This is a genomic window from Corynebacterium sp. H78, assembly GCF_037572275.1.
Classification (GTDB): Bacteria; Actinomycetota; Actinomycetes; order Mycobacteriales; family Mycobacteriaceae; genus Corynebacterium.
Window position 1 is genome coordinate 159,636 of record NZ_JBBHKX010000001.1, and the last position, 20,792, is coordinate 180,427.

17 protein-coding genes are annotated in these 20,792 nt (G+C 57.7%); 6 read left to right on the forward strand and 11 right to left on the reverse strand.

The features are described 5' to 3' along the window. Positions 1 to 42: 42 nt before the first annotated feature. The 6 genes from WG934_RS00715 to WG934_RS00740 form a co-directional block, all read right to left on the reverse strand. The gene (locus WG934_RS00715) at positions 43 to 1,023 is read right to left on the reverse strand and encodes a TIGR00730 family Rossman fold protein (RefSeq protein ID WP_339976564.1); all 981 of its coding nucleotides are present in this window, start codon (positions 1,021 to 1,023) and stop codon (positions 43 to 45) included. Between the two features lie 91 nt (positions 1,024 to 1,114). Continuing rightward, on the reverse strand, positions 1,115 to 4,519 hold the full coding sequence (locus WG934_RS00720; RefSeq protein ID WP_339988272.1) for an arabinosyltransferase domain-containing protein: 3,405 nt from the start codon (positions 4,517 to 4,519) through the stop codon (positions 1,115 to 1,117). 100 nt (positions 4,520 to 4,619) lie between these two features. Beyond that, entirely contained in the window at positions 4,620 to 6,620 is a 2,001-nt protein-coding gene (locus WG934_RS00725; RefSeq protein ID WP_339988273.1) for a galactan 5-O-arabinofuranosyltransferase, read from the reverse strand. Between the two features lie 101 nt (positions 6,621 to 6,721). Then, positions 6,722 to 7,483: a decaprenylphospho-beta-D-erythro-pentofuranosid-2-ulose 2-reductase gene (locus tag WG934_RS00730; protein ID WP_339988274.1), complete on the reverse strand. Its 762-nt coding sequence runs from the start codon at positions 7,481 to 7,483 to the stop codon at positions 6,722 to 6,724. A gap of 40 nt (positions 7,484 to 7,523) precedes the next feature. Continuing rightward, complete coding sequence (locus WG934_RS00735; RefSeq protein WP_339988276.1) at positions 7,524 to 8,993, reverse strand: FAD-binding oxidoreductase; 1,470 nt, start codon at positions 8,991 to 8,993, stop codon at positions 7,524 to 7,526. A gap of 64 nt (positions 8,994 to 9,057) precedes the next feature. Beyond that, on the reverse strand, positions 9,058 to 9,294 hold the full coding sequence (locus tag WG934_RS00740; protein WP_339976574.1) for a hypothetical protein: 237 nt from the start codon (positions 9,292 to 9,294) through the stop codon (positions 9,058 to 9,060). A gap of 45 nt (positions 9,295 to 9,339) precedes the next feature. On the opposite strand from WG934_RS00740, the gene WG934_RS00745 reads away from it, so the two are divergent. The 5 genes from WG934_RS00745 to WG934_RS00765 all read left to right on the forward strand — a co-directional run bounded on the left by WG934_RS00745 (position 9,340) and on the right by WG934_RS00765 (position 14,783). Continuing rightward, positions 9,340 to 9,951: a hypothetical protein gene (locus tag WG934_RS00745; RefSeq protein ID WP_339988277.1), complete on the forward strand. Its 612-nt coding sequence runs from the start codon at positions 9,340 to 9,342 to the stop codon at positions 9,949 to 9,951. Positions 9,952 to 10,041: 90 nt separating this feature from the next. After that, positions 10,042 to 10,968: a hypothetical protein gene (locus WG934_RS00750; protein ID WP_339976578.1), complete on the forward strand. Its 927-nt coding sequence runs from the start codon at positions 10,042 to 10,044 to the stop codon at positions 10,966 to 10,968. A gap of 11 nt (positions 10,969 to 10,979) precedes the next feature. Beyond that, positions 10,980 to 11,492, forward strand: a complete 513-nt coding sequence (locus tag WG934_RS00755; protein WP_339976580.1) for a GtrA family protein — start codon at positions 10,980 to 10,982, stop codon at positions 11,490 to 11,492. 67 nt (positions 11,493 to 11,559) lie between these two features. Next, the gene (locus tag WG934_RS00760; protein WP_339988278.1) at positions 11,560 to 13,443 is read left to right on the forward strand and encodes a glycosyltransferase; all 1,884 of its coding nucleotides are present in this window, start codon (positions 11,560 to 11,562) and stop codon (positions 13,441 to 13,443) included. Positions 13,444 to 13,496: 53 nt separating this feature from the next. Next, positions 13,497 to 14,783: a glycosyltransferase 87 family protein gene (locus WG934_RS00765; protein ID WP_339988280.1), complete on the forward strand. Its 1,287-nt coding sequence runs from the start codon at positions 13,497 to 13,499 to the stop codon at positions 14,781 to 14,783. Here the strand turns inward: WG934_RS00765 and WG934_RS00770 are convergent. The 4 genes from WG934_RS00770 to wzm are packed head-to-tail and all read right to left on the reverse strand — an operon-like array spanning position 14,716 to position 18,282. After that, on the reverse strand, positions 14,716 to 15,588 hold the full coding sequence (locus tag WG934_RS00770; protein ID WP_339988282.1) for a PPK2 family polyphosphate kinase: 873 nt from the start codon (positions 15,586 to 15,588) through the stop codon (positions 14,716 to 14,718). The genes WG934_RS00765 and WG934_RS00770 overlap by 68 nt on opposite strands. A gap of 9 nt (positions 15,589 to 15,597) precedes the next feature. Continuing rightward, on the reverse strand, positions 15,598 to 16,566 hold the full coding sequence (glfT1, locus tag WG934_RS00775) for a galactofuranosyltransferase GlfT1 (protein WP_339988284.1): 969 nt from the start codon (positions 16,564 to 16,566) through the stop codon (positions 15,598 to 15,600). Between the two features lie 20 nt (positions 16,567 to 16,586). After that, complete coding sequence (gene wzt, locus WG934_RS00780; protein ID WP_339988286.1) at positions 16,587 to 17,384, reverse strand: galactan export ABC transporter ATP-binding subunit Wzt/RfbE; 798 nt, start codon at positions 17,382 to 17,384, stop codon at positions 16,587 to 16,589. 46 nt (positions 17,385 to 17,430) lie between these two features. Next, entirely contained in the window at positions 17,431 to 18,282 is an 852-nt protein-coding gene (wzm, locus tag WG934_RS00785) for a galactan export ABC transporter permease subunit Wzm/RfbD (protein ID WP_339976746.1), read from the reverse strand. Positions 18,283 to 18,477: 195 nt separating this feature from the next. Between wzm and WG934_RS00790 the strand changes: the two genes are divergently transcribed. Continuing rightward, complete coding sequence (locus WG934_RS00790; RefSeq protein ID WP_339988287.1) at positions 18,478 to 19,767, forward strand: aminotransferase class V-fold PLP-dependent enzyme; 1,290 nt, start codon at positions 18,478 to 18,480, stop codon at positions 19,765 to 19,767. Positions 19,768 to 19,778: 11 nt separating this feature from the next. Here the strand turns inward: WG934_RS00790 and WG934_RS00795 are convergent, their stop codons facing one another. After that, positions 19,779 to 20,753, reverse strand: coding sequence for an NAD(P)H-quinone oxidoreductase (locus WG934_RS00795; RefSeq protein ID WP_339988289.1), 975 nt, complete (start codon positions 20,751 to 20,753; stop codon positions 19,779 to 19,781). Positions 20,754 to 20,792: the final 39 nt, after the last annotated feature.

A 20,792-nucleotide genomic window follows, 5' to 3' on the forward strand; every position in this document is an offset into this window, starting at 1 on the left:
CAGAGGGGAAGCTGGCTCCCACAAATGTCTGATTGACTGTGGTTAGGTCCACTTTGTGCCCGGACTTGTCCATGCGGACAGCGCGGGCAGGAGCTCGTCGACGGATTCGACAACGATGAGCGCGTCCACGAGATCCCTGCGGATGAAACCGTGGTTACTGACGTTGCGCAGCAGATCGACTAATGGTTGCCAAAAACCATTTGGCCCGAGCAATGCAACTGGTTTCGCATGCATGCCGATATGCTGCTGCGTCCACACTTCAAAGAATTCCTCTAGCGTTCCCGCGCCACCCGGCAGGGTAATAAACGCTTGCCCCAGTTCGTACATGCGATGCTTACGTTCTGCCATCGTCTCTACTTCTTCGAGGCGCGTCAGTCCGTGGTGAGTCCGCTCGCGATTTCCGAGCACCCGAGGCATAACCCCAACAACTTCTCCACCCGCGTTCATCGCGGCGGCTGCGACCGTACCCATCAAACCGCACGACGCGCCACCGTACACCAACTCAATGCGCTCTCGTCCCAAAACATGACCCAGCTCAGCGGCTGTCTCTTGCCATAGCGGACTGTCGCCACAGCTGGAACCACAAAAGACCGTGACTGATTCGATAATCCGAGGTCCGCGATCCTTTTCGCCACTCAATTTCGGCAACGTGTACGACACCAGCATCGGTGCCAACCGGCCAGTCGGGTGGTGAGGATCAACCCACCGCACTTCCGCAATCTCGGCGCGGGGAGCGACCTCGGGGGTCGGGCCGTCGTAACGCACATGGAAGCCAACGACTTCCTCGCCTGGTTCGTTCGCTGCGGAATCCCTCGCGATGCCCCACGGCCTGACGAGAGTGGGGGAGAGGGCAACGCCGAGCTCTTCCTCGAACTCGCGGAGGGCAGTGACCTCCGGGTGATCCGTTGATTCGCCGGGTTCGAACTTGCCGCCCGGCAACATGAATCGATCGGTGCCACGCTTGCGGACAGTCAGAACATGCCCATCGTCATTGGTCACGACAATGGCGGCGACGGTAATCATCGATGCACTCCTTCGCGGATGAGGCAGGGCAAACAAAAAATCCGGGGTGCCACATGTTTCCATGTAACACCCCGGACGGGACTCTGGCGACTTATTCAGACTTCACAATCATGTGTCCCGGCTTCCACAAGCCCGAACGTGTGACTTCTTCGTACTGAATCTTTGCGACATCTGGAGTCTTTCCATCATCGTTCTTACGCTGGGAACGCTTTTCGACGGAACCCCAGTCAAGCGCCCAGTTGTCCTTGAGGTAGGTAGGGACAGTGATGGACTCGTTCATAGCGTCAGACCAACCAAGCGGGCCACCACCAGCAATCGACTGCCAAGTGTCAGACCCGGACACCTTGAGTGGACGGTCCGGCATGATGCGGTAGTCCGGAAGTTCAGCCACACCAGCGTAGTGGTCAAACGGACGCTGGCAAGGGAACTGGAACGATACTGGCCAGTCAATGATTGATGGATTGTTTTCCGTAATGACTTCAGTCATTGGCTGCAGCTTCGCAACGCGCGGTGGAGTCACGCTGAGCCATGCGCCTTCAGCCAAGTCGGTGTCTTCAGCTACCAGGCGAACTGCGTTGGCGCCCTCTGGGATGTCCTTCGTTGGGAAACGCAGGTTACGCCAAACTGGGTTCGGGCCAATGTCAGTAGGCTCTGCCTCTGCCATGACCTCGAACTTGTCGCCACTGCCACGACCGTACTGAGCGACGAGCTTCTGACCCTGCTGCTCAACACCGTTGATGTCGTGGTGGTAGATACGACCGGCTGCGGTGACGACGAGGATAGGGGTGTCTTCCGTCAACTCTGGAAGTTCGTACCACGAGGTTTCCATCTTCGATGGCACCTGAATTTCCGACGAGTAGGAGCCGAGGACTGGCACCTTTTCCGGATCCAGACCGAATGGCAGGGCTAGTTTCGACTTGTTGACACCCGTGTTCTTGGTCGTACCACCATCAGTGTCTTCGCCGGTGCCGCCGCCGATGATGTTTGGATTCGCGTCGTCTGCTCCGCCTTCGCTTTCGTCCTTGGCGGTATTGGACTGGCCATCATCGACCCAAATTGCGTCTGCGACCATGTCGTCTGGAACACCATTTGGAGTGAATCCCTTAGCCTGCTTCTGTGGATCCAGGGATTCGCCCAGCAACTTGCCATCGGCAGGCTTCAAGAAGCCAGCGTTGGTATCAGTTTCCATGAGCACGTCAGAGGCAAGGTTGCAGGTATTACCCGTGAGTGTGCGGACGTTGCCCAGGCCAATGCTGTACGCAGGATACTGAGAAACGAAAGCCTTGCCGAGGCTCAGCAGCATGAACAGAACCATCGCGAACGAGATTGCTGCAATTGGCGACGCTGCGATGGTGCCGAGTCGCATGCGTGCCGCCAATGTGGATGGCTTCTGTGGCTTGCCCTTCACATCTTCGATGAAGGCGAATACCGCGCCAGCAAATAGCGTCAGCAGTGCAAGAGCAAGAACGAAAGTACTTGCCTGGTAGCCACGATACTGAATGGTCTTGTCAAACCACGGCACACCGTAAGAACCGACGTACCACCAACCGTTGATGCCGGTCAGCGCATATGCCATGAGGAACAGTGTCAGACCAGCGAACAGCACCTGATTACGGCGAGAGCCCACTGCCCAGTGGCTGATTGCCATCGCTGCCAGAGCAGCCAGCACAGCGGCGATGCCTGCGTACACACCGAAGTGGTGAGTCCACTTGGTAGGCGTGAAGGTAAGGAAGAACATTGTGCCGGCGAACACAAACACGAGACGAGTTGCCGGTCCAGCCAACGCACCAGGCACGGTGCGGTGACGCAGCAGGGCGGCGATTGTGATGACCAATGCGAGGAGAGCCACCAGCATTGCGAAACGACGTGTCAACGAGCCGTCCACAGACTGCAACAGCAGCCAGTAGTAGCGAACAGGCTCTTCGTACCACTTCATCGAAGGGCCGATGGCGCCACGCACACGAATGGACTCCAGCACTGATGCCAGCGTCTGGTCGCCGAAAACGCCCACCAAAATTGCGGTGCCCGCAGACATGAATGGGACCAACTGCATCAGTGGTGCGCGCCAGCCACCACCGAGAGCTTGGTGACGCTCCACAATAATGCGGGCGATCATTGGCAGACCAGCAATCAGAGCTGCGACTGCCATCAGGCCAGTTGGGCCGGAACCCAGTGCCAAGGTCGCCACAATGACACCAATAGCGGCTGGGGTCAGGCGACGGGTGAGAATAGCGCGCTCGATGAATACCCAAGTAAGCAGTGCCATGAGTGCGATAACTGGCTCAGGGCGCAGACCATTGTTGTACGGCAACCAGAAAGCGAGCAGTACACCAGCTGCGGACCAGTAGGCCACGCGACGCTGGCTAATTGCCTTGCCCAAGCGAGGCAAAATCAGTCGGGAAATAACAAACCAGGTAGCCAGACCAGCGACCAGTGCAGGCAGACGCATCCATACGGAGGCAGTCGATACCTTCACCATCAACGCCAGGAGGTCGTAGTACGGGCTGCCGAATGGAGATTCCGGTGCGCCATACCAGCGGTAGTAGTTCGCCATGTATCCGGAATGCTCGGAAACGCGAGCCATCGTAAAGATATAGCCGTCGTCAGATGTGTTTGCACCAATGAAGTGCCACAACACCAGCACTCCGGTGACCAACCAATCCAGCGGACGTGGACGCAGGCCGCCCTTGCGGAACCAAGGGGTGCGCTTCGCACCATCGATCTGATCGATCTTCCACAGGGTCCACAACGATGCGAGCGTCAGCAGCAGACCAAGCCACATGACGATGTACTTCACGATCGTCGGCTTCGACGTATAACGGCTGTCGATCTCCATGGAGACGTTCAGTCCGTCGCCAATAGCTTCGCGCGCCGTGGCATCGTCCTTCAGTGAGGTGTAGATACCAGTGACTTGAGGACGCAGGTCTTCCTGGGAAATACCCTCCAGAGGCTTCCCATCCTTGCCCTTTGCACCCTCGACCTTTGCGACGGTCTGAGTTTCGTCAGAAGTCACCGTCAGCATTTTGTCGCGGTTGGCGCTTACTTCGTCGTCGGTAAGCGAGAGCACAACTTTGTTGCGGAAGATGACATCGACGCTATCGTCGGTCTTACGCACCTGCATGCCCTGTTCAGTTGGGCTCTTCGCAGTAGGGGGCAGAGTGCCGAGAAGTACAGCGCGCTTCTCTGGAAGCTCATCGACGACGCTGAGTGGCAAAGACGCCGACAAGGAGATCGGCGCTTGCGCGACAAGGGGAGCATCGACGGAGTTCACAGAGCCGTTTTGAGGCCAACTCAACGTTGACTGCGTTTGAGTGACTGGCAAGAACGGCAGCGAGACGAAGCAGAGGAAACCAATCAATCCTGCCAGGATCGCTGACAATTGAATGCCTTTGGATGGCATAGGGCCATCCATCGGAGGTCGCTCTACTCGGTCGACGGTCACTACCTGATCGTCAGGATCAGGGCGACGTTTGATTTCGGTAGTTTCGGCACACACATTTACCGATACTACGATACAGGTGCGGGTAATCTAATACTGAAATGTAACAATTGTTGAAAATCGTAACAAGGGTCACATCAGTAACAGCTTGATGTGGTCACCCAACGGACGCAGTACGAACCAAAACAATGAATGGTCCGACCTGGGTAGCATCCCAGTGCTCGTCGAAAAGCTTTGGTGAAAACGCGATGCCGCGGAACAACACGTTCGGATTGTTCGGATAAATATCGTCGGCAATATCGATCGTGTACGGGCTGTCCTTATCTTCTAGGTCGCCTCGCACGATAACGGCATCTGGCCCACGCCACGGATCGGCATCCATCGCTGCGACCAGTTCGTCCGCGTTCTTCAGCTTTGACCAATCCTCGATGGCGACATTTCGCTTGTCAAACTCACCCAGCGGGTTTGCATAGTGGCTCGTCAACGCCTGGAACGAATACCACGGGAAGAATGCTTGGAAGTTGCGTTCGTCGGAAAGTACCACGCTTTGCGACGGCTCCAGCCCAGCATCACGCAAAGTCTGATCAACCTCGCCGTACCAGCGGCCAGCGTTGGGCGCGAACTTGTCAGCGCGCTCGCCAAAGCCATCAGTATCGGTATGGGCGAGATCGATGGGGCCATGCAGACGCTGCGGAATCGACTGCGCGTAATTGATACCCACGAGCACGACGACGACAGCCAACACAGCGCTGACTTTTCGTGCGACCTCAGGGGGTGCTGCTTGGGGCCAGAAACGCTCGACGCCATTCAACTTTGCATCGGCGATTGCGAAGACGCCGGCGGCCGCAAGCAACATCGTGATAGGCGCGCTGAGGCGGAAGCCGAGCAGAGTCTGGCCGCCGAGCGTGGCGATCATTGATGCAACAACCCAGCCATACATAACGAGGAGAGCGACACCGAGCGCCCGAGTGTCAGGTTCCAGCGCGCGGCCAATGAGCCACATCACGCCGAGCAAACACAGCAGGCCAATGGCACTGGCCGCGAACATCGGGAGCGGAATTTGGGAACCAGACTCAGGCAAATAATGCGTTGCCGTCGCGCCAGATCGTGGGTGGCCGGTGAGAACTGCGAGGACGTACGGTGCCCACACGGTGGCAGCTATCAACAGGGATCCAACACCCATGATTGCCAAGCGCAGCAACGGCACCCATGATCGCTGCGTAGCGGTTACTGCCACTGCCATCGCCATGACAATGCACGCACCAATGGCGGTGAACAACGTGTAAAAGGTCGCAGAAACACCAAGGAAAACAATGACTCCGGCCATTGCCGACCAGGCGCCCGCCAGGCCACGACTAGCCAGGACAGCTAGCGCTGGCAGCCCCATTGCGATGACCGCCGCATACGGTTCGTCAGCCGTGATACTCAGCATGACCGCGGTGGTGACCAGCGCGATTGCAGCCGCAACCGGCAGGGAGCCGCTGAGCCGCTGCCAGACTGGAACGAGCAGAGAACCTGCTGTCGCGAGTGTGATCAATGCCCATGGCTGGAACACTTCCCAGCCGGAAATACCCAACAGGTTGGCGAAACGGCCACCCAAGAAGAACCAGCCCGCAGGGTAGAAGTTCGCGACATCAATGTACGACATGTCGTTGAGCCCGAACTCTGCCGTCATCCGGGTCAAGTATTCGGTGCGAAACTCCTGGTCAACGCTAATTCCGTCCAAGTACAGGCGTGTGGAGCCCAGCGGAATTGCGAGCGCAGTCACCACCAGTGCAGCAGGCGCAAGATACGAGACCACATACGTGACCAGTTCAAGCCAGCGAGACCGGTTGCCCTTACCGCGCGTCGCAAAGAAGTACAGCAAGACGGTGGTAGCAACAAGAACCACCACTGAACCTGCCGACGACACCGCCCGAGTCAACAACGACCCACCGAACGCAGGCAATGACAGACGATGCAGTACAAACCACGCCACGAAAGCGAGGACAGCGCCACCGATTGCGGCCGCGACCATGCCAATGGCAGTGTGCTTCAGAGAAAGCTGGTCGTCGGCGAAAATCTCGTCGGTGAAGAACTCTGGAACGCTGGGATCTTTTACGGTGGGATCCTTTACGGCGTGATCTTTCACAGCGCGGGCAGTGACAGGTTCGGTCATACCCTAAGTGTTTCATAAGAGCCGGATTCAGACGCAGCGGGTGAACACACATGAAAAAGCCCCAGCGGTGTGGCTGGGGCTTTTGTTCATTGGATTGCTACTTAGATTGGCAGCTTCTTGAAGATTGGGCGAGGAATGTGCGTCAGCACCATCATCACAGCCTGGAATGCAGGCGGAGCCCATACGAGAGTCTTGCCAGCTTCGACCGACTTCACAGCAAGCTTCGCGACATCTTCCTTATTAACAGTCAGAGGCGCTTCATCAACATCAGCGGACATGCGGGTACGGACCTGACCTGGTCGGATCACCAGAGTCTTGACACCGTACTCTTCCAGAGCCTCGCCGAGGTTCAAGTAGAAGCCGTCGAGACCAGCCTTGGTGGAGCCATAGACGAAGTTCGAACGGCGAACACGCTCGCCAGCAACGGACGACATGGCAATGAACTGGCCATGGCCCTGCGCCTTGAACTTCTGGCCAACCAAAACTCCCATGGACACTGCACCGGTGTAATTGATGTTGCAGGCAAGAACGGCCTTGCGCTGGTCCTGCCACAATTCCTCAGCATCGCCGAGCATGCCGAATGCCACGATGCAGATGTCGACATCGCCCTCCGAGAATGCCTCTTCGACGACAGCCTCGTGAGTATCGAACTTGGTTGCATCAAAGTCGATGAACTTCACTGCGGACGCGCCAGCAGCCTTCATCTTCTCTTCAGCTTCCTCGCGCATTGGGTCATGTGGAAGTGCTGCCAGGATGACCTTGGCTGGGCCCTTCTTCAGAAATTCAGCGGTGATTGCCAGTCCGATTTCGCTGGTGCCACCCAGCACCAGGATCGACTGTGGAACACCTACGGCGTTGATCATAAAAAGTTCCTTACTGTCTTTGCGACGGTGTTCTAAAGGTCTAGCGCAGTTCCAGGCGACGACCCATGTCGGACTGGAAAACGCCGGTTGGGTCGATTGCGTTGCGCGTGGCCAGCCAGCCTTCCATGCCTGGGTACATCTGGTGGAAGTTCTCTGCCGACGTGCGCGACTCCTTGGCCAGGTACAAGCGACCACCGAATTCCATGACGCGCTTATCCAGCTCGTCGAGGAACTGGCCCAGGCCTGGCTTGATTGGGAAGTCAACACAGACATTCCAACCAGGCATTGGGTAGGACAGTGGCGCGCGGTTGCCTTCGCCGAACAGCTTGAACACGTTCAGTGCCGAGTAGTGGCCGGAGCTCTGGATATCGCGGATGATCTGCTTGAATGGCTCGATGGCGTCGGTAGGTACGACGAACTGGTACTGCAGGAAGCCCTTCTTGCCGTAGCCGCGGTTCCACTCACCGATCAGATCGAGTGGCTGGTAGAACTGCGTCAAGTTCTGCACCTGGTTCTTGTACGTACCGGACTTCAGCCACCACAGCTCACCAATAGCGATCATGGACAGCTTGTTCATGGTGAACGATGGGAAGATATCTGGCACCGTCATCAACTGGGGAGCGTTGAACTTCAACGGATCCTTTGCCAGCTTCGGGTTGAGCTCTTCCAACTGCGCCAAGGTAGCCAGGGAACCACGTGAAATAGCTGCACGACCGAGCTTTGGCTCAGGCGAAATGGCATCGAACCATGCCGACGAGTACGTGTAGTTGACCTCGGAACCATCGGAGTGGAACTCGATGGTCTCGTCGAGGTTCTGCGTGAGGTCGCCGTCCGCGATGAAGTAAGCGGTTTCCGTCTTCGTCATGCGGATCTTCGCACGGACGATGATGCCGGTCAGGCCCATACCACCGACAGTTGCCCAGAACAGCGATCCGTCTGGGTCGTCGGCAGAGCCCTCTGGTTCGAGGTGCAGAATACGGCCGTCGGCAACCAGGAGTTCCATGGAAGCAACGTGATCGCCGAAGGACCCAGCGGAGTGGTGGTTCTTGCCGTGAATGTCTGGGCCAATAGCGCCACCGATAGTGACCTGACGGGTACCAGGCAAAACAGGAACCCACAGGCCGTAAGGCAGAGCTGCCTTCATCAACTGGTCGAGGGTGACACCACCATCAACGTCAACGATCGCGGATTCCGGGTCGATGGAGTGGATGTGGTTGAGCGCCTGCATATCGACGACCAAACCACCGGAGTTCTGAGCAGGGTCACCGTAGGAACGGCCCATGCCACGGGCGATGACACCACGGCGCAGGTGAGCTGGCTTGCTGTCGTTCTGTTCAGCAACAGCGCGAACTGCGGCAGCGATTTCTTCCAAGTTAGGGGTCGACAGCACTTCAGCGGTAGATGGCGCGGTGCGGCCCCAGCCGGTCAGGGTCCTAGCTTCTGTGTTGATGGCTCCGAATGCACCGGTCGAAGCGTCGGTGCCGGACGTGCCGTTATTGTTCGTGGACATTGCTTCCGAGGCTACTCCCGCAATGCCGACCCGGCAGGTTGCCTCGCCCACGGACTACCCACGGCTAGTCAATACCAAGCATGACCTTGATCTCTGCAGGCAAATCTTCCTGACGCGTAATTTCCGGACCATCGTATTCCCGCAGAATCTCATGGACACGGATACGGCTTGCGCTGTCGAGAATCGGTAACTCTTGAGCCATCAGGATCGTCATCTCATTCGACAGAGGCGTATCCGTATGCGCTGCTGCCTCATGAAACGTGGAATGTGACTTCTTACTCTTCTTGAAAAGGCCGAACATGTCCATGACGTTACCCAATCCGCGCTGCCAGCTATTGTTTTCAGCATGAGTGAAACGGCTACTGCAACACCATCAACGGCCCCGTCAACGGCACCGTCCATTTTGGCTGTGGTCTCTGGCACGAATCCGGTGGCCATTTGGCATGTGGTTTTGGTCGCTGACTTCGGTAGCGATCGGTTGTCTGGTGCGTGGTTGGTGGATCCCGAAGCGGACGTTGCCGCCGATACTCTTCGCTCAATCCTCACGGGTACGGCGGTGCTGCCGGTATCGGTGGATCTGCTTGCCGACGGCGTCGTGAAGCAAGCCCTAAAGCAACACGGTGTGCCGGTCGTGGATGCGGAAGCGACGGTTGCGGGAATTCGCAGCCACATCGCTGAGTTGAAGCAGCAGGTGAAAGACGAGAAAGCGAAGCCGGGGCGCGAGAAGTTGACCGATCCGCGGTTTCCGAAGGTGTCGGACATCGAACCAATCCCGTTCGAACATGTGGGGGAGCCTGTCGCGGGAGAAGCGTTGGCGTGGGCGCGTGGAGTGGAAAAGCTCGTGGCCGAGTGGGCTGAGGTGGAATCACAGCGTAAGCGCCGTAAATTCCTGATCGAGCCGTGGGGTAAGGACGCTCGGAATGTACCGCTGGTGTACCGGGAGCAGCCTCGAACATAGGGGGAGGTTTGGCGCTGCATTTGTCATAAAAGCGGTGGTAGGGGGTTCGAGTCGACGACGCTAGTGAACTGAGGTCAGTACCCTGGAAGTATGTCGCTGGATACCGACAATGTCATCGCCTTTCCAGGCGTGCGCGTGGCCACCGAACCTGCCACGCTTATTGTCGGTGCCACTTTGACGGAAGAGCCGGTAAGCGTACAGCGCCAGTTTGGTGTGAATGATCAACTGACGTTGGCAGAGTTCGGACGGGACCTCCGTATTCTATTCGGCTGGCGGGGCGAAGATGCCCCGACGAAGTTCACAATTGCCGACGATGTCGTGTTGCCGATGAGCGCGCTGGTCGGCGATATTTTGCAAGACCCGGGCGACCGCGTGACGTGGTACTGGGGACTGTGGCCACATGTGCTGGAAGTTCGGGAAGCATTCGCTCGCGACGAGGCAACACCAGATGCCCTGTGCATCGGTGGTTCTGGCAACGTCACTGCATTGTTCCAGGCAGGCGCTGACCCGACAGTTGACATCGCGGCAATCAATGAAGAGCTCACGGGCGAAGAGTCCATCCAAAAGACTTTGGCATCCGCGCGCAGAGAGGTTGTCGATCTCATTGAACGTTCGGGTGTCTTCGAATTCGTTCCTCTGCTGCAAGCATTAGATCTGCGTCGCGAGTGTTCACTCGAAGACCCGGAATTGCTGGATGCCGCAGCTCATATGTCAGCGCTCCCAGCAGAATCGCCTGACGACGACCCGGCGGGCTTCGACGCGGCTCTCACCACGTTGCTGTGCTTGTCCGCCCTGACCACGGAGGATGTTCGTCATGATGTGTCCGCACACGTCATGGATGCCATCGGTTGGGTGAGGGACGACGGGAAGCCACTCACGGGCGAAGATGTCGATGAGCTGTGCCCTGACACGTTGGCCGTATTAGAGGAGTACGGGCTATGTGGTGAGGAATCATTGGGTCCAGTCGCGAAACTCGATCTGCTGCGCGAAGCGCTTCGTGCTCGCGAGGGCATGTAAACTCCCATTTCGTGCAGGAACCAACGACACCTTCTCATCATTCCCAGGACTCACAGGCAGACGGCTTCTTTGTTGAAGAGTCTGCGAGTGCTCCATTGGCGACGAAGCCAAGGGACGAGCACAGCGCGATTGTGCAGATGGTTCGATTCCTCATCTCCGGCGTGATTGCCGCTGTCGTTGACTTTGGCTTGACGCTGATTCTGAACTATGGGCTTGGGTTGGATAGGAACACCGTCGCAAAGCCGTTGGGTTGGGTGTTCGGAACGATTACTGCCTACATGATCAACCGCAGGTGGACGTTCAAATCGGAACCATCGACGAAGCGGGCGTTGGCGGTGGCAGTGCTGTATATCCTGACGTTCATTATTCAGACGCAGTTGTACAAGTACAGCCCACTTGTATTCGAAGACATGTGGGGTTGGCCGCGATTCTGGGTTGATACTGCATCATTCGTGGTCGCCCAGGGTGTGGCAACGGTGATCAACTTTATTGTTCAGCGAACAGTTATTTTCAGAGTTAAGTAGCCGAAACTATCTGGCTCGCGGGGTTGCCTTTACTGAAAAGACCCCGGTTACCGGATAACCTGGGGCCGTGAATACAGCTGCAACGAGTACCGACGAACTGACCATCCAACGTGTTTTGTTTGCCCCTCCTGCAGAGTGGGTTAATCCTGAGCTTTACTTCAACGCCAAGGGCGCCGGCTCTGACAACGGTTCGTTGAAGTCTTCTCGTTCGAGCCTCACGATGGGTCCTCATACCGTCGTTACCACCGACACGTATTTCGGTCGTTTCCGCGCGTCGCACTGGCAGCGCTGGACCACGGTGGACGAGGTCATCATTCGTGCGCGCGTTGTGGGCGCAGCTCGTGTGCTCGCATTGACGGAAGACATCGGCGGTCACATCCGTATGGAGGACTCGTGGGCTGCTGGTGGCAGCGATGTGGACGGCAACCGAACTGCTGACGAGGACCGCTTGGTCAACGTCAACGAAGATGTCGAATTGCGGGTGCCACTAGACCGTTTCGCAGATGGTGGCGCGATTTTCCTGCAGTTCGATACGCAGGAAGAAGGCGCTCGCATTAGTGATGTTCGCTTCACGGTACCGACCTCGGCGATTCGCAACGACGTTCCTACTGACCTGGTCATTTGCACCTACAACCGCCCGGTTGACTGCGCGCGAACCGTCGCAACGCTGGCGGAAGATCTGCCTGCACTGGAGCGCGTGCGCACTATTCGAGTCGTTGACCAGGGCGACAAGCACCCAGCCGATGAAGCAGATTTCGTCGTGGCGCAGGAAAAGCTCGGTGATCGACTCAATGTTGTAGCCCAGCCGAATCTCGGTGGTGCGGGTGGCTTCTCGCGCGGTATGCGAGATGCGGTTGCTGCTGGTGATTGCATGGTTCTGCTTACCGACGACGACATTCGTCCAGAACCGGAAACCACTTTGCGACTGTCGGCGCTGGCGTGCTGCGCAGAAAAGCCAATGTTGCTTGGCGCGCAGATGTTGTTCCTGTACAACCCAACGAACTTGTTCCGTACGGGTGAAACCTACAACTGGGCGAACCTCACGGTGTGCGAGAACGACCCTGTGTATGGACTGGCAGATAAGGACGTTCGTGAACATCATCAGCTGCGCCGTCTCGGAGTCGAGTACAACGCGTGGTGGACGTGTCTGATTCCGTCGCAGGTCATTAAGGAAATCGGCCTCGCGCTGCCATTGTTCTTCCAGTACGACGACATTGATTTTGGCTTCCGTGCAGCTAAGGCGGGCTACCCAACGGACACCATTCCAGGTGCTGCTGTGTGGCATGCGGACTTCTATTGGAAGGACATCGAGAACCCAGCGCAGTACTTTGGCCTGCGTAATGGCCTGATCGCTGCGGCCATGCATGGAGATGTCTCAGCGAAGGACATGGCAAATGTTGTGTCGCGTCGTATTCTGACCAACCTGGTATCCATGCGCTACGGCTTGGCATGGACGCAGCTGGAAGCGGTCCGCGACATGCTGACCGGCCCATCAGTACTGGATGCTGCGTCGCAGGGCGATTTCGCAAGGATTAGCAAGGGGCGAGGTGACTTCGCAGAGACGAAGCTGCTGCCACTCGCACACATGCCAGGTGGCTTGACCCCAGTACGCCCACCGACGCGGGAAATCGCCAGCGAAAACAAGGTACTGGCCAAGCGTGTAGCCTACACCCAGATGGACAAGAAGCGTCCAGGTCCAGTGGCAATTGCGTACGAAGATGCGTTTTGGTGGCATATCTCGCAGTTCGACGAAGTGTGGGTGACCGATGCTTCCCAATCAGGCGTACATCATTTGGTGCGTGACACCGAGAAGGAAAAGCAGCTGCGCAACGAGATGATTCGCGTGACGCGCCGTCTGACCAATGAGTGGGAGACCATTCGTGAGCAGTGGCGTTCCGCTGCCGACAAGCTGGTGTCGGAGGAAAACTGGGAGCCGTTCTTCAACGCTTAAAGGGGTGCCCGTCGTAGTGGCACGTCACTAGTACGTGCCCTAGACTCGTCCGGGTGCTTTATAGAAGAATCGCGTCGCTCAGTGCCCGATGGAAATATCCGTTGTGGATTCTCGCTGCACTCATTTCCATCGGAATGATCGGCTATCGGCTGCACGAAGCCTATTCTGGGTTCAATCTTGACCTGCATGTTTTCCGCGATGCAGGAATAGCGTTTAAGAACAACGCCACGCTGTATGGTCCAGAATTCCGGACCTTTACGTCGTTCCCGTTTATCTACCCGCCGTTTGCGGCCTTACTGTTTTACCCGTTGGCATTCACGTCGGGACCACCGATGCAGCTGATGTGGGCCGGAGCAACGCTACTATCCATCTTCCTCATCTTGGTGATGGTCGCGAAGCGATTGCAGATGACCCGACCATGGTTGGTCGCATTCCTGCTGATGGGCGTAGCAATGGCCATTGACCCGCTGCGACGCGACTTCATCTACGGACAGATCGATGTATTTCTCGCGCTTTTCGTGGTCGCTGATGTGCTCGGCTTCCTCCCCAAGAAGCTGCGTGGTCTGGGCATTGGCATTGCCGCAGGTATCAAGATCACCCCAGCAGCATTTGCGCTGTTGTTCCTGGTGCGTGGGCAGTGGGGCAACGTCGTAAAGTCCGCTGCTTGGTTCTTTGTGACGGCCCTCCTCGGCCACTTACTCCGACCGAAGGATTCGGTGTATTTCTGGACCAAGCAAGTTCTCGATGAGGATCGCGCTGGACGCCCAACGTTCGAATCGAATCAGGCGATGTCCGGCGTTCTCAGTCGCTTCGGTCTATCCGGCGAACCGTTGGAACTGACCATCAAGGTGCTGTTTGTATTCGGCGTGATCACCGCCATTTACCTAGCGTGGAAGTTCACCCGCGACGGCAATCATGTGACTGCTCTGTTCATGGTGGGCATGGCAGCTATGATTTTTGGCCCGTATTCGGTGGGCAACCACTGGGCAATTATCACTGCTGGTGTGCCACTGCTACTGGTCGCTGAGCTCCGACCATTCCTTGCCGGTCTGGCGGTGTGGCTTGCTCACGCGATCGCGCCATACCGAATTTTCCCAGCCGACGGCTACCAAGACGTGCCCATCCACATTGCTGCGTGGGGCAGCCTCCAGGGCGAAGTGTCATTCCTGTTCTACATGCTGGTGCTATTCACCGCACTGAACGACAAATTGCCGTCCGAGTCGACGCTCCGCCCGCTGGAAGCTCCCGCAGATTCCACCTCGGTGGAACCGCTTAGGCCTGCTCCAGACGCTTCTTCTCAGCCTCAACATCAAACGTTGCCTCAGGCCACGAGAGGTTGAGGCTACGCAGAGCGTCGAGAAGCAGATGCTTGACGACGAGTCGTGCATACGGCTTGTTGTCGCTAGGAATGCAGTACCACGGTGCATCTTCGGTCGAGGTGCGCTGCATAGCAATCTCGTAGGCCTCCTGGTACTCATCCCAGTGGCCACGTTCGTCGATATCACCCGGGTTGTACTTCCAGTGCTTCTCCGGGTTTTCTAGTCTCTCGGTGAGGTTTTCCTTCTGGAACTCCTTGGAAATGTGCAGCATCACCTTGATGACCTTCACATTCCGATCAGTGAGTTCCTTCTCGAAGTCGACGATTGCACCGTAGCGACGTTCAATTTCGTCGGCAGGCGCCATGTCGTGGACACGCTGCACGAGGACGTCCTCGTAGTGCGAGCGGTCAAAAACCTGGATGTATCCCGGCTCTGGAACATGGGGACGGATGCGCCACAGAAAGTCATGCTTGCGCTCTTCTTCCGTTGGCTTGCCGAAGCCGACAGAGTCAATGCCCTGCGGATCGAAGACCTCGAAGACTTTGCGGATCACTCCGCCTTTGCCGGAGGTGTCCATGCCCTGCAGTACCAGGAGGACCGCGCCGGAATTAGCCACGTCTGCGCGACCGTTGGCGAAGAGCTTTTCTTGGAGTTCGGCGAGTTCGTCGTCGTAGTCGTCGAAAAGCTTGTCGATGACCTTGTCTACATCCTTCTTCTTACTGCTGGCTTCGATGCCAGGAGTGGATGCGGGGTCGACGTCGGCCAACGAGAAACCGTCGGTGACGCGGAGCTGGTCGGTGATGTCCTCAAATGTGAACTGTGCCATAGACCAAGTTTACTGGTTTGGCTGGAACCTCTCGAAGTTTTCGTTACGACCGCGACGATGCAGCGACAGCCAGTTGGTGAAACCCTTCACGTCGCGCTTCTGCACGAGGAAGAACCACGCGAAGCGTGCGTACTCCTGTGGAAGTAGCTTGCGCATGCCCGGCTGGCTCATGAGGTAGCCACGGTTGCGGTACGTGAAATACCGCTTGAAATCGTCGCTCGGGTACTGCGTGTGCATCTTGCCACCCAGGATTGGCTTGAACTCCTCGGAGCCGGATGGGTGGAGGTAGGCCGTCGTCAAGCAGGTGCCAAACGGCATCCCGGAACGGACTAGGCGACGGTGGAACTCGACTTCGTCGCCTCGGATGAACAGGCGGTAGTCAGGAACGCCGAGGCGCTCCAGAGCCTTCGCCGCAAACAGCGCGCCGTTAAAGAGGGAAGCGATGCCCGGGAGAATCTCGTTGCTGGCATCGACGGAATCGACACCGTCTGCCAGCAATTCGCTGCGGTTGCGACGCCAGGTCACACCACGGCGCAGCGGGAATGCCAGGCGATCTGGGTTTGCGATGTCACACACAACCGGCGACACCTCCGCCAGCTGGTGGCGGTACGCCGCATCAAGCAGGGTTTCCAGAACCTCAGGACCTTCTGGGCGACCGTCGTCATCCGCACACCAAATCCAGTCCGCACCAAGCGTTAGCGCCGTCAACATGCCCAGTGCAAAACCACCGGCACCGCCCAGGTTCGTCTTGGACCCGATGTAATGAATCTCCGGAGTATTCGGGCCTGCCAGCCCCTCCACATGCGCGCGCACGGCCGGATCGTCGCCATTGTCGACCACAATCAACCATGACGGCAAGTGAGTCTGCCGGTTCACGATGTCCAGCGACCCTTTCAGCTCCTCCGGACGGTTATGCGTGACGACGACCGCCGCCGTTTTCCGACTATCCGCGAAAGGGTGAGAATTCTGTCCTGACATGTGAGTTATCTTTCCACAGCTCAGCTGTTTTCAGCGTGACGACGCTTCTCGAGAGCACGGCGAACATGATCCGCCGCTTCCTTACCTTCGTATGCTTCGACGATCTCTTCAACCGTGCCAGCCTGACGAATCTGGCCGTGGTCCACCCACAGCGCGGTGTCACACAGCTGCGCCAAAAAATCATTCGAGTGAGACGCGAACACCAGCAAACCAGCGCGTTCCACCAAGCTGACGAGCTTCTCCCGGGCCTTTGCCATAAATGCGGCGTCTACTGCGCCGATGCCTTCGTCAAGAAGCAAAATCTCCGGCTCAATGGATGTGACCACGCCGAGAGCCAAACGCACGCGCATACCGGTGGAGTAGGTGCGCAGTGGCATGTGGAGGTAGTCGCCGAGCTCCGTGAAATCGGCGATCTCATCGAGCTTGTCCTTCATTTGCTTGCGCGACTGACCGAGGAACAAACCACGAATGATGATGTTCTCCATGCCCGAAATCTCCGGGTCCATGCCGACGCCCAGATCGAACACAGGCGCCACGCGACCAACGACTTGCGACGATCCCCGCGTCGGTTCATAAATGCCCGACAGCAGGCGCAACAGGGTCGACTTTCCCGCGCCGTTGTGGCCGACGAGGCCGACGCGGTCGCCCTCGCGGAGATGGAGGTTGATGTCTTTCAGCGCCTCGACGACAACAACATTGGAGTCGTTGCGACCAATAGCGCCACCGGCAGCCCCCAGAAACGCCTTCTTCATAGAGCGTGACTTCGCATCAAAAATAGGGAAGTCAACGCATGCGTTGTAGGTATCAATGCTGACCATGAAAATTCCTTTGCGGTAAAGCTTCGGCTAGACCCAAGCAGTTCGGCTAGACCCAGTAGCTGACGCGCGAACGCCACTGACGCATCGCGAGCAGAGCGAGGGCCAACCCGGCGACAGTGCATGCCAACACAATCCACCAGTGGTAGGCAGCAAGTGGTTCGCCGGTCAGGGGAGCGCGGACGATTTCGAGGTAGTGGTACAGCGGATTGAGCTCCGCGATCCGAGCGCGCTCTGCGACAGCGCCACCTTGTTCAGTGAGCGTCTTGGTCGTCCAGACGATAGGCGTCATATAAAACACCAGCTGAATCAACGAGTCGAGCAGTGGCGCGACATCGCGATATCGGGTGGCAATGATGCCGAAGAACATGGTGACCCACACGCCGTTGAGCACGATGAGCATCAGCGCTGGAATGGCCAAAAGGAACTGCCATCCCAGGTTTGGCCGGAAAATCACCACCAGAATGGCCCAAATCACCATGTTGTGGGCGAAGAACAACAATTGACGCCACACCAGGCGATAGACATGCACACTGAGGGCCGACGGCAACTGCTTGATGAGGCCTTCGTTCTCAATGAACACCATCGAGCCATCTTTAATGCAGCCCGAGATGAAGCCCCACACGATCAAGCCCACCGTCAAGTGGGGCAAGAAATATGACAGTTCCTGCTGGAACAGCAGTGAATACAGCAAACCCAAGGCCAGTGCCATCGCGCCCGTCGCAATGGTGATCCACAATGGGCCAAGAGTCGAGCGTCGGTAGCGTTGTTTGATGTCCTGCCAACCGAGCTGCAACCACAACTCGCGCTGGCCGAAACCAACGACGAGATCCTTCCACGCGGCACCGAAGGTACGCGACTTCGAAGGAGGTGCGCTCTGCGCTGGCATGGGGTCAATCATGCGGCCAACCGCGGCCCGTATATCTTCCACCGGGTGACCTGTATGTTCTGGTGTAGTCACGCTCCTAACCTACCCGCCTGGGTGGCTAAGTCCCTACCCGCAGGTGTCCGTGGAGTGTCGAACGGGGCATACTATCCAGTACTGGCATCATTGCCTGCTGGCCCAGTTGGGGTAGCAGATTCGATGCTCTAAGTGATGACAGAAAGGGTGGTCATGGCATTTGATGTGCCCACAACGCGAGGATTCTATTCCTCGTTGTCCGACGGCTGGACGTACCTCAACGGAGGTGAACGTGCTCAGGTTCCAGAGCGCGTCCTGTCGGCAATGACCACCTCTTTCCGTGCCGCTCCCAAGTCGCTTCCCGGTGAAGCAGCATCGGGTTCTCACTCCCGGTCCTTGGAGGCTGGATCCACCGCGGCAGGCCAGTTTGAGGCGATGGCGCGCCGGGCGTTCGCAGATGTTGCGGGCGCTCCATTTAATTGTGTGGTGCTCGGTTCATCGCGCGAGATGTTGGTGCACACTTTCGTGCATTCTTTCGGTCGCCGTATGTCCATTGGTAGAAACATTGTGGTGACGCGCACGGGCGATGTCACCATGCAGTTGCCATTCCGTCGCGGTGCCGACATGTTTGGGGCCGAGCTGCGCATTGCCGAAGCGGATTTGGCTACCGGTGCTGTCCCAGAGTGGCAGTACGGAGATTTGGTCGACGAGCACACGAGCCTCGTCGTTGTGCCCGCTGCGGATCCTTTTGTGGGCACCGTTGCACCGGTCGCTGAGATCTGCCAGCAGGTTCACGAATCCAGCGATGCCTGGGTTCTTGTCGACGCTTCCGCTTACGCAGCTTCCCGCATCATTGATATGGATAAGCTCGGCGCTGACATTGTGCTTCTCGACGCCGCCGCGTGGGGTGGACCCGACGTTTCTGCCCTTGTATTCCGCGATCCCACGATGTTCGAGCGGATGACACCGATGTGGGCGTCGCAAAGTGTGCAGGGGCCACAACGCCTGGAAATTGCGCGGGTATCGCCATCGCTGCTGGGTGGTGTGTCGGAATCGGTGCGACACCTGGCGGACCTGGATCGGTTGGCGAGAGGTACCCGTCGGCATCGGATTGTGCAGTCGATGCCGCAGGTTGAGCGCTATTTGTCGCAGCTGACGGACCGTCTCATTGATTCGCTCGAGCTGCTGCCACGTGTCCACATTATTGGTGTGAACGACAACACTGATGATGATGACCTCGACTACACCGAAGTGCAGCGCATCCCGCGTCTGAGCTTCATTGTTTACGGGGTGCCGGCGAAAACTGTCGTTCGTCGTCTGATGGACAACGGCTTGGTCACTAGCGTCGTGAACTCTGTCGATTCGCCACTGATGGCAGCGATGGGACTCGACGAGTCCGACGGTGCGGTAGCTGTGGGATTACAGCCGTTCAACACGCCTCACGACGTCGACCAGTTGGTCCGCGCCGTCGCCTCGCTGGGTTAAGCCCTGCCTGGCTAGGCAGGTACTGTCAGCACGATCTTGCCGGAGACCGCTCCGGAGTCCAGGAGCTCGTGGGCCTTCGCTACGTCGCGGATATCCATCGTGGTGTGGATGAAGTCCTTAATGGAGCCGTCGGCAAGCAGTGGCCACACGGTGTCTTCTGTGGTGGCGACGATGTGCGCCTTGTCGTCCGCATCGCGGTAGCGGAGGCCAGTCGCGGTGATAGAGCCACGCTTGGAGAGCAGGCGACCAATGTTCAGCTCGCCCTTGACACCACCCTGCATGCCAATGATGATGAGGTGCCCATCCTGAGCCAGCGCCTTGACGTTTCGGTCGAGGTACTTGGCGCCCATGATGTCGAGGATGACGTTCGCGCCACCTTCTGCAGCGATGATCTCTTCGAAGGTGTCTTCCTTGTAGTTGATCAGGATGTCCGCGCCCAGCTCCTTGCACGTCTCCAGCTTTTCAGCGGAACCCGCAGTAACTGCGACGCGGGCACCGAGAGCCTTTGCCATCTGAATGGCAAACGTGCCAATGCCACCGGCACCACCATGGACGAGGAAAAGGTCGCCTTCCTTGAGGCCGGCGATCATCACAACATTTGAGAACACTGTGCACGCGACTTCTGGCATCGCAGCTGCACGCTCGAAGTCATAGCCTTCGGGCAGGGGCAGCAGCTGACCGGCTGGGACGGCAGCGTACTCGGCGAAACCGCCGCCGGAGAGCAGGCAGCACACTTCGTCGCCGACCTGCCAACCACGAACATTGCCCTTGACTTCTTCAATGACGCCAGAGCACTCCAGCCCCAAAATATCGGTGGTGCCCTTTGGGGGTGGGTAGTAGCCACGTGCCTGCAGAATGTCGGCGCGGTTCACGGCCGCCGCACGCACCTTGACGAGGACTTCACCATCCGCCAGTTCAGGGGTTGGCGCGTCGGACCATTCGAGAGAACGAGGGTCTTCCAGATCTTTTTGGATGATAGCCTTCATGCTTCCCTAGCTTAACGACGATTGGTGTCGTGTATCGCC

Bases quoted from the DNA above. Each gene is read 5' to 3' on its own strand.
- WG934_RS00715 (WP_339976564.1), bottom strand. From the start codon at position 1,023: ATGATTACCGTCGCCGCCATTGTCGTGACCAATGACGATGGGCATGTT.
- WG934_RS00725 (WP_339988273.1), bottom strand. From the start codon at position 6,620: ATGACCGAACCTGTCACTGCCCGCGCTGTGAAAGATCACGCCGTAAAG.
- WG934_RS00730 (WP_339988274.1), bottom strand. From the start codon at position 7,483: ATGATCAACGCCGTAGGTGTTCCACAGTCGATCCTGGTGCTGGGTGGC.
- WG934_RS00735 (WP_339988276.1), bottom strand. From the start codon at position 8,993: ATGTCCACGAACAATAACGGCACGTCCGGCACCGACGCTTCGACCGGT.
- WG934_RS00740 (WP_339976574.1), bottom strand. From the start codon at position 9,294: ATGTTCGGCCTTTTCAAGAAGAGTAAGAAGTCACATTCCACGTTTCAT.
- WG934_RS00745 (WP_339988277.1), top strand. From the start codon at position 9,340: ATGAGTGAAACGGCTACTGCAACACCATCAACGGCCCCGTCAACGGCA.
- WG934_RS00750 (WP_339976578.1), top strand. From the start codon at position 10,042: ATGTCGCTGGATACCGACAATGTCATCGCCTTTCCAGGCGTGCGCGTG.
- WG934_RS00770 (WP_339988282.1), bottom strand. From the start codon at position 15,588: ATGGCACAGTTCACATTTGAGGACATCACCGACCAGCTCCGCGTCACC.
- glfT1 (WP_339988284.1), bottom strand. From the start codon at position 16,566: ATGTCAGGACAGAATTCTCACCCTTTCGCGGATAGTCGGAAAACGGCG.
- wzt (WP_339988286.1), bottom strand. From the start codon at position 17,384: ATGGTCAGCATTGATACCTACAACGCATGCGTTGACTTCCCTATTTTT.
- wzm (WP_339976746.1), bottom strand. From the start codon at position 18,282: ATGATTGACCCCATGCCAGCGCAGAGCGCACCTCCTTCGAAGTCGCGT.
- WG934_RS00790 (WP_339988287.1), top strand. From the start codon at position 18,478: ATGACAGAAAGGGTGGTCATGGCATTTGATGTGCCCACAACGCGAGGA.
- WG934_RS00795 (WP_339988289.1), bottom strand. From the start codon at position 20,753: ATGAAGGCTATCATCCAAAAAGATCTGGAAGACCCTCGTTCTCTCGAA.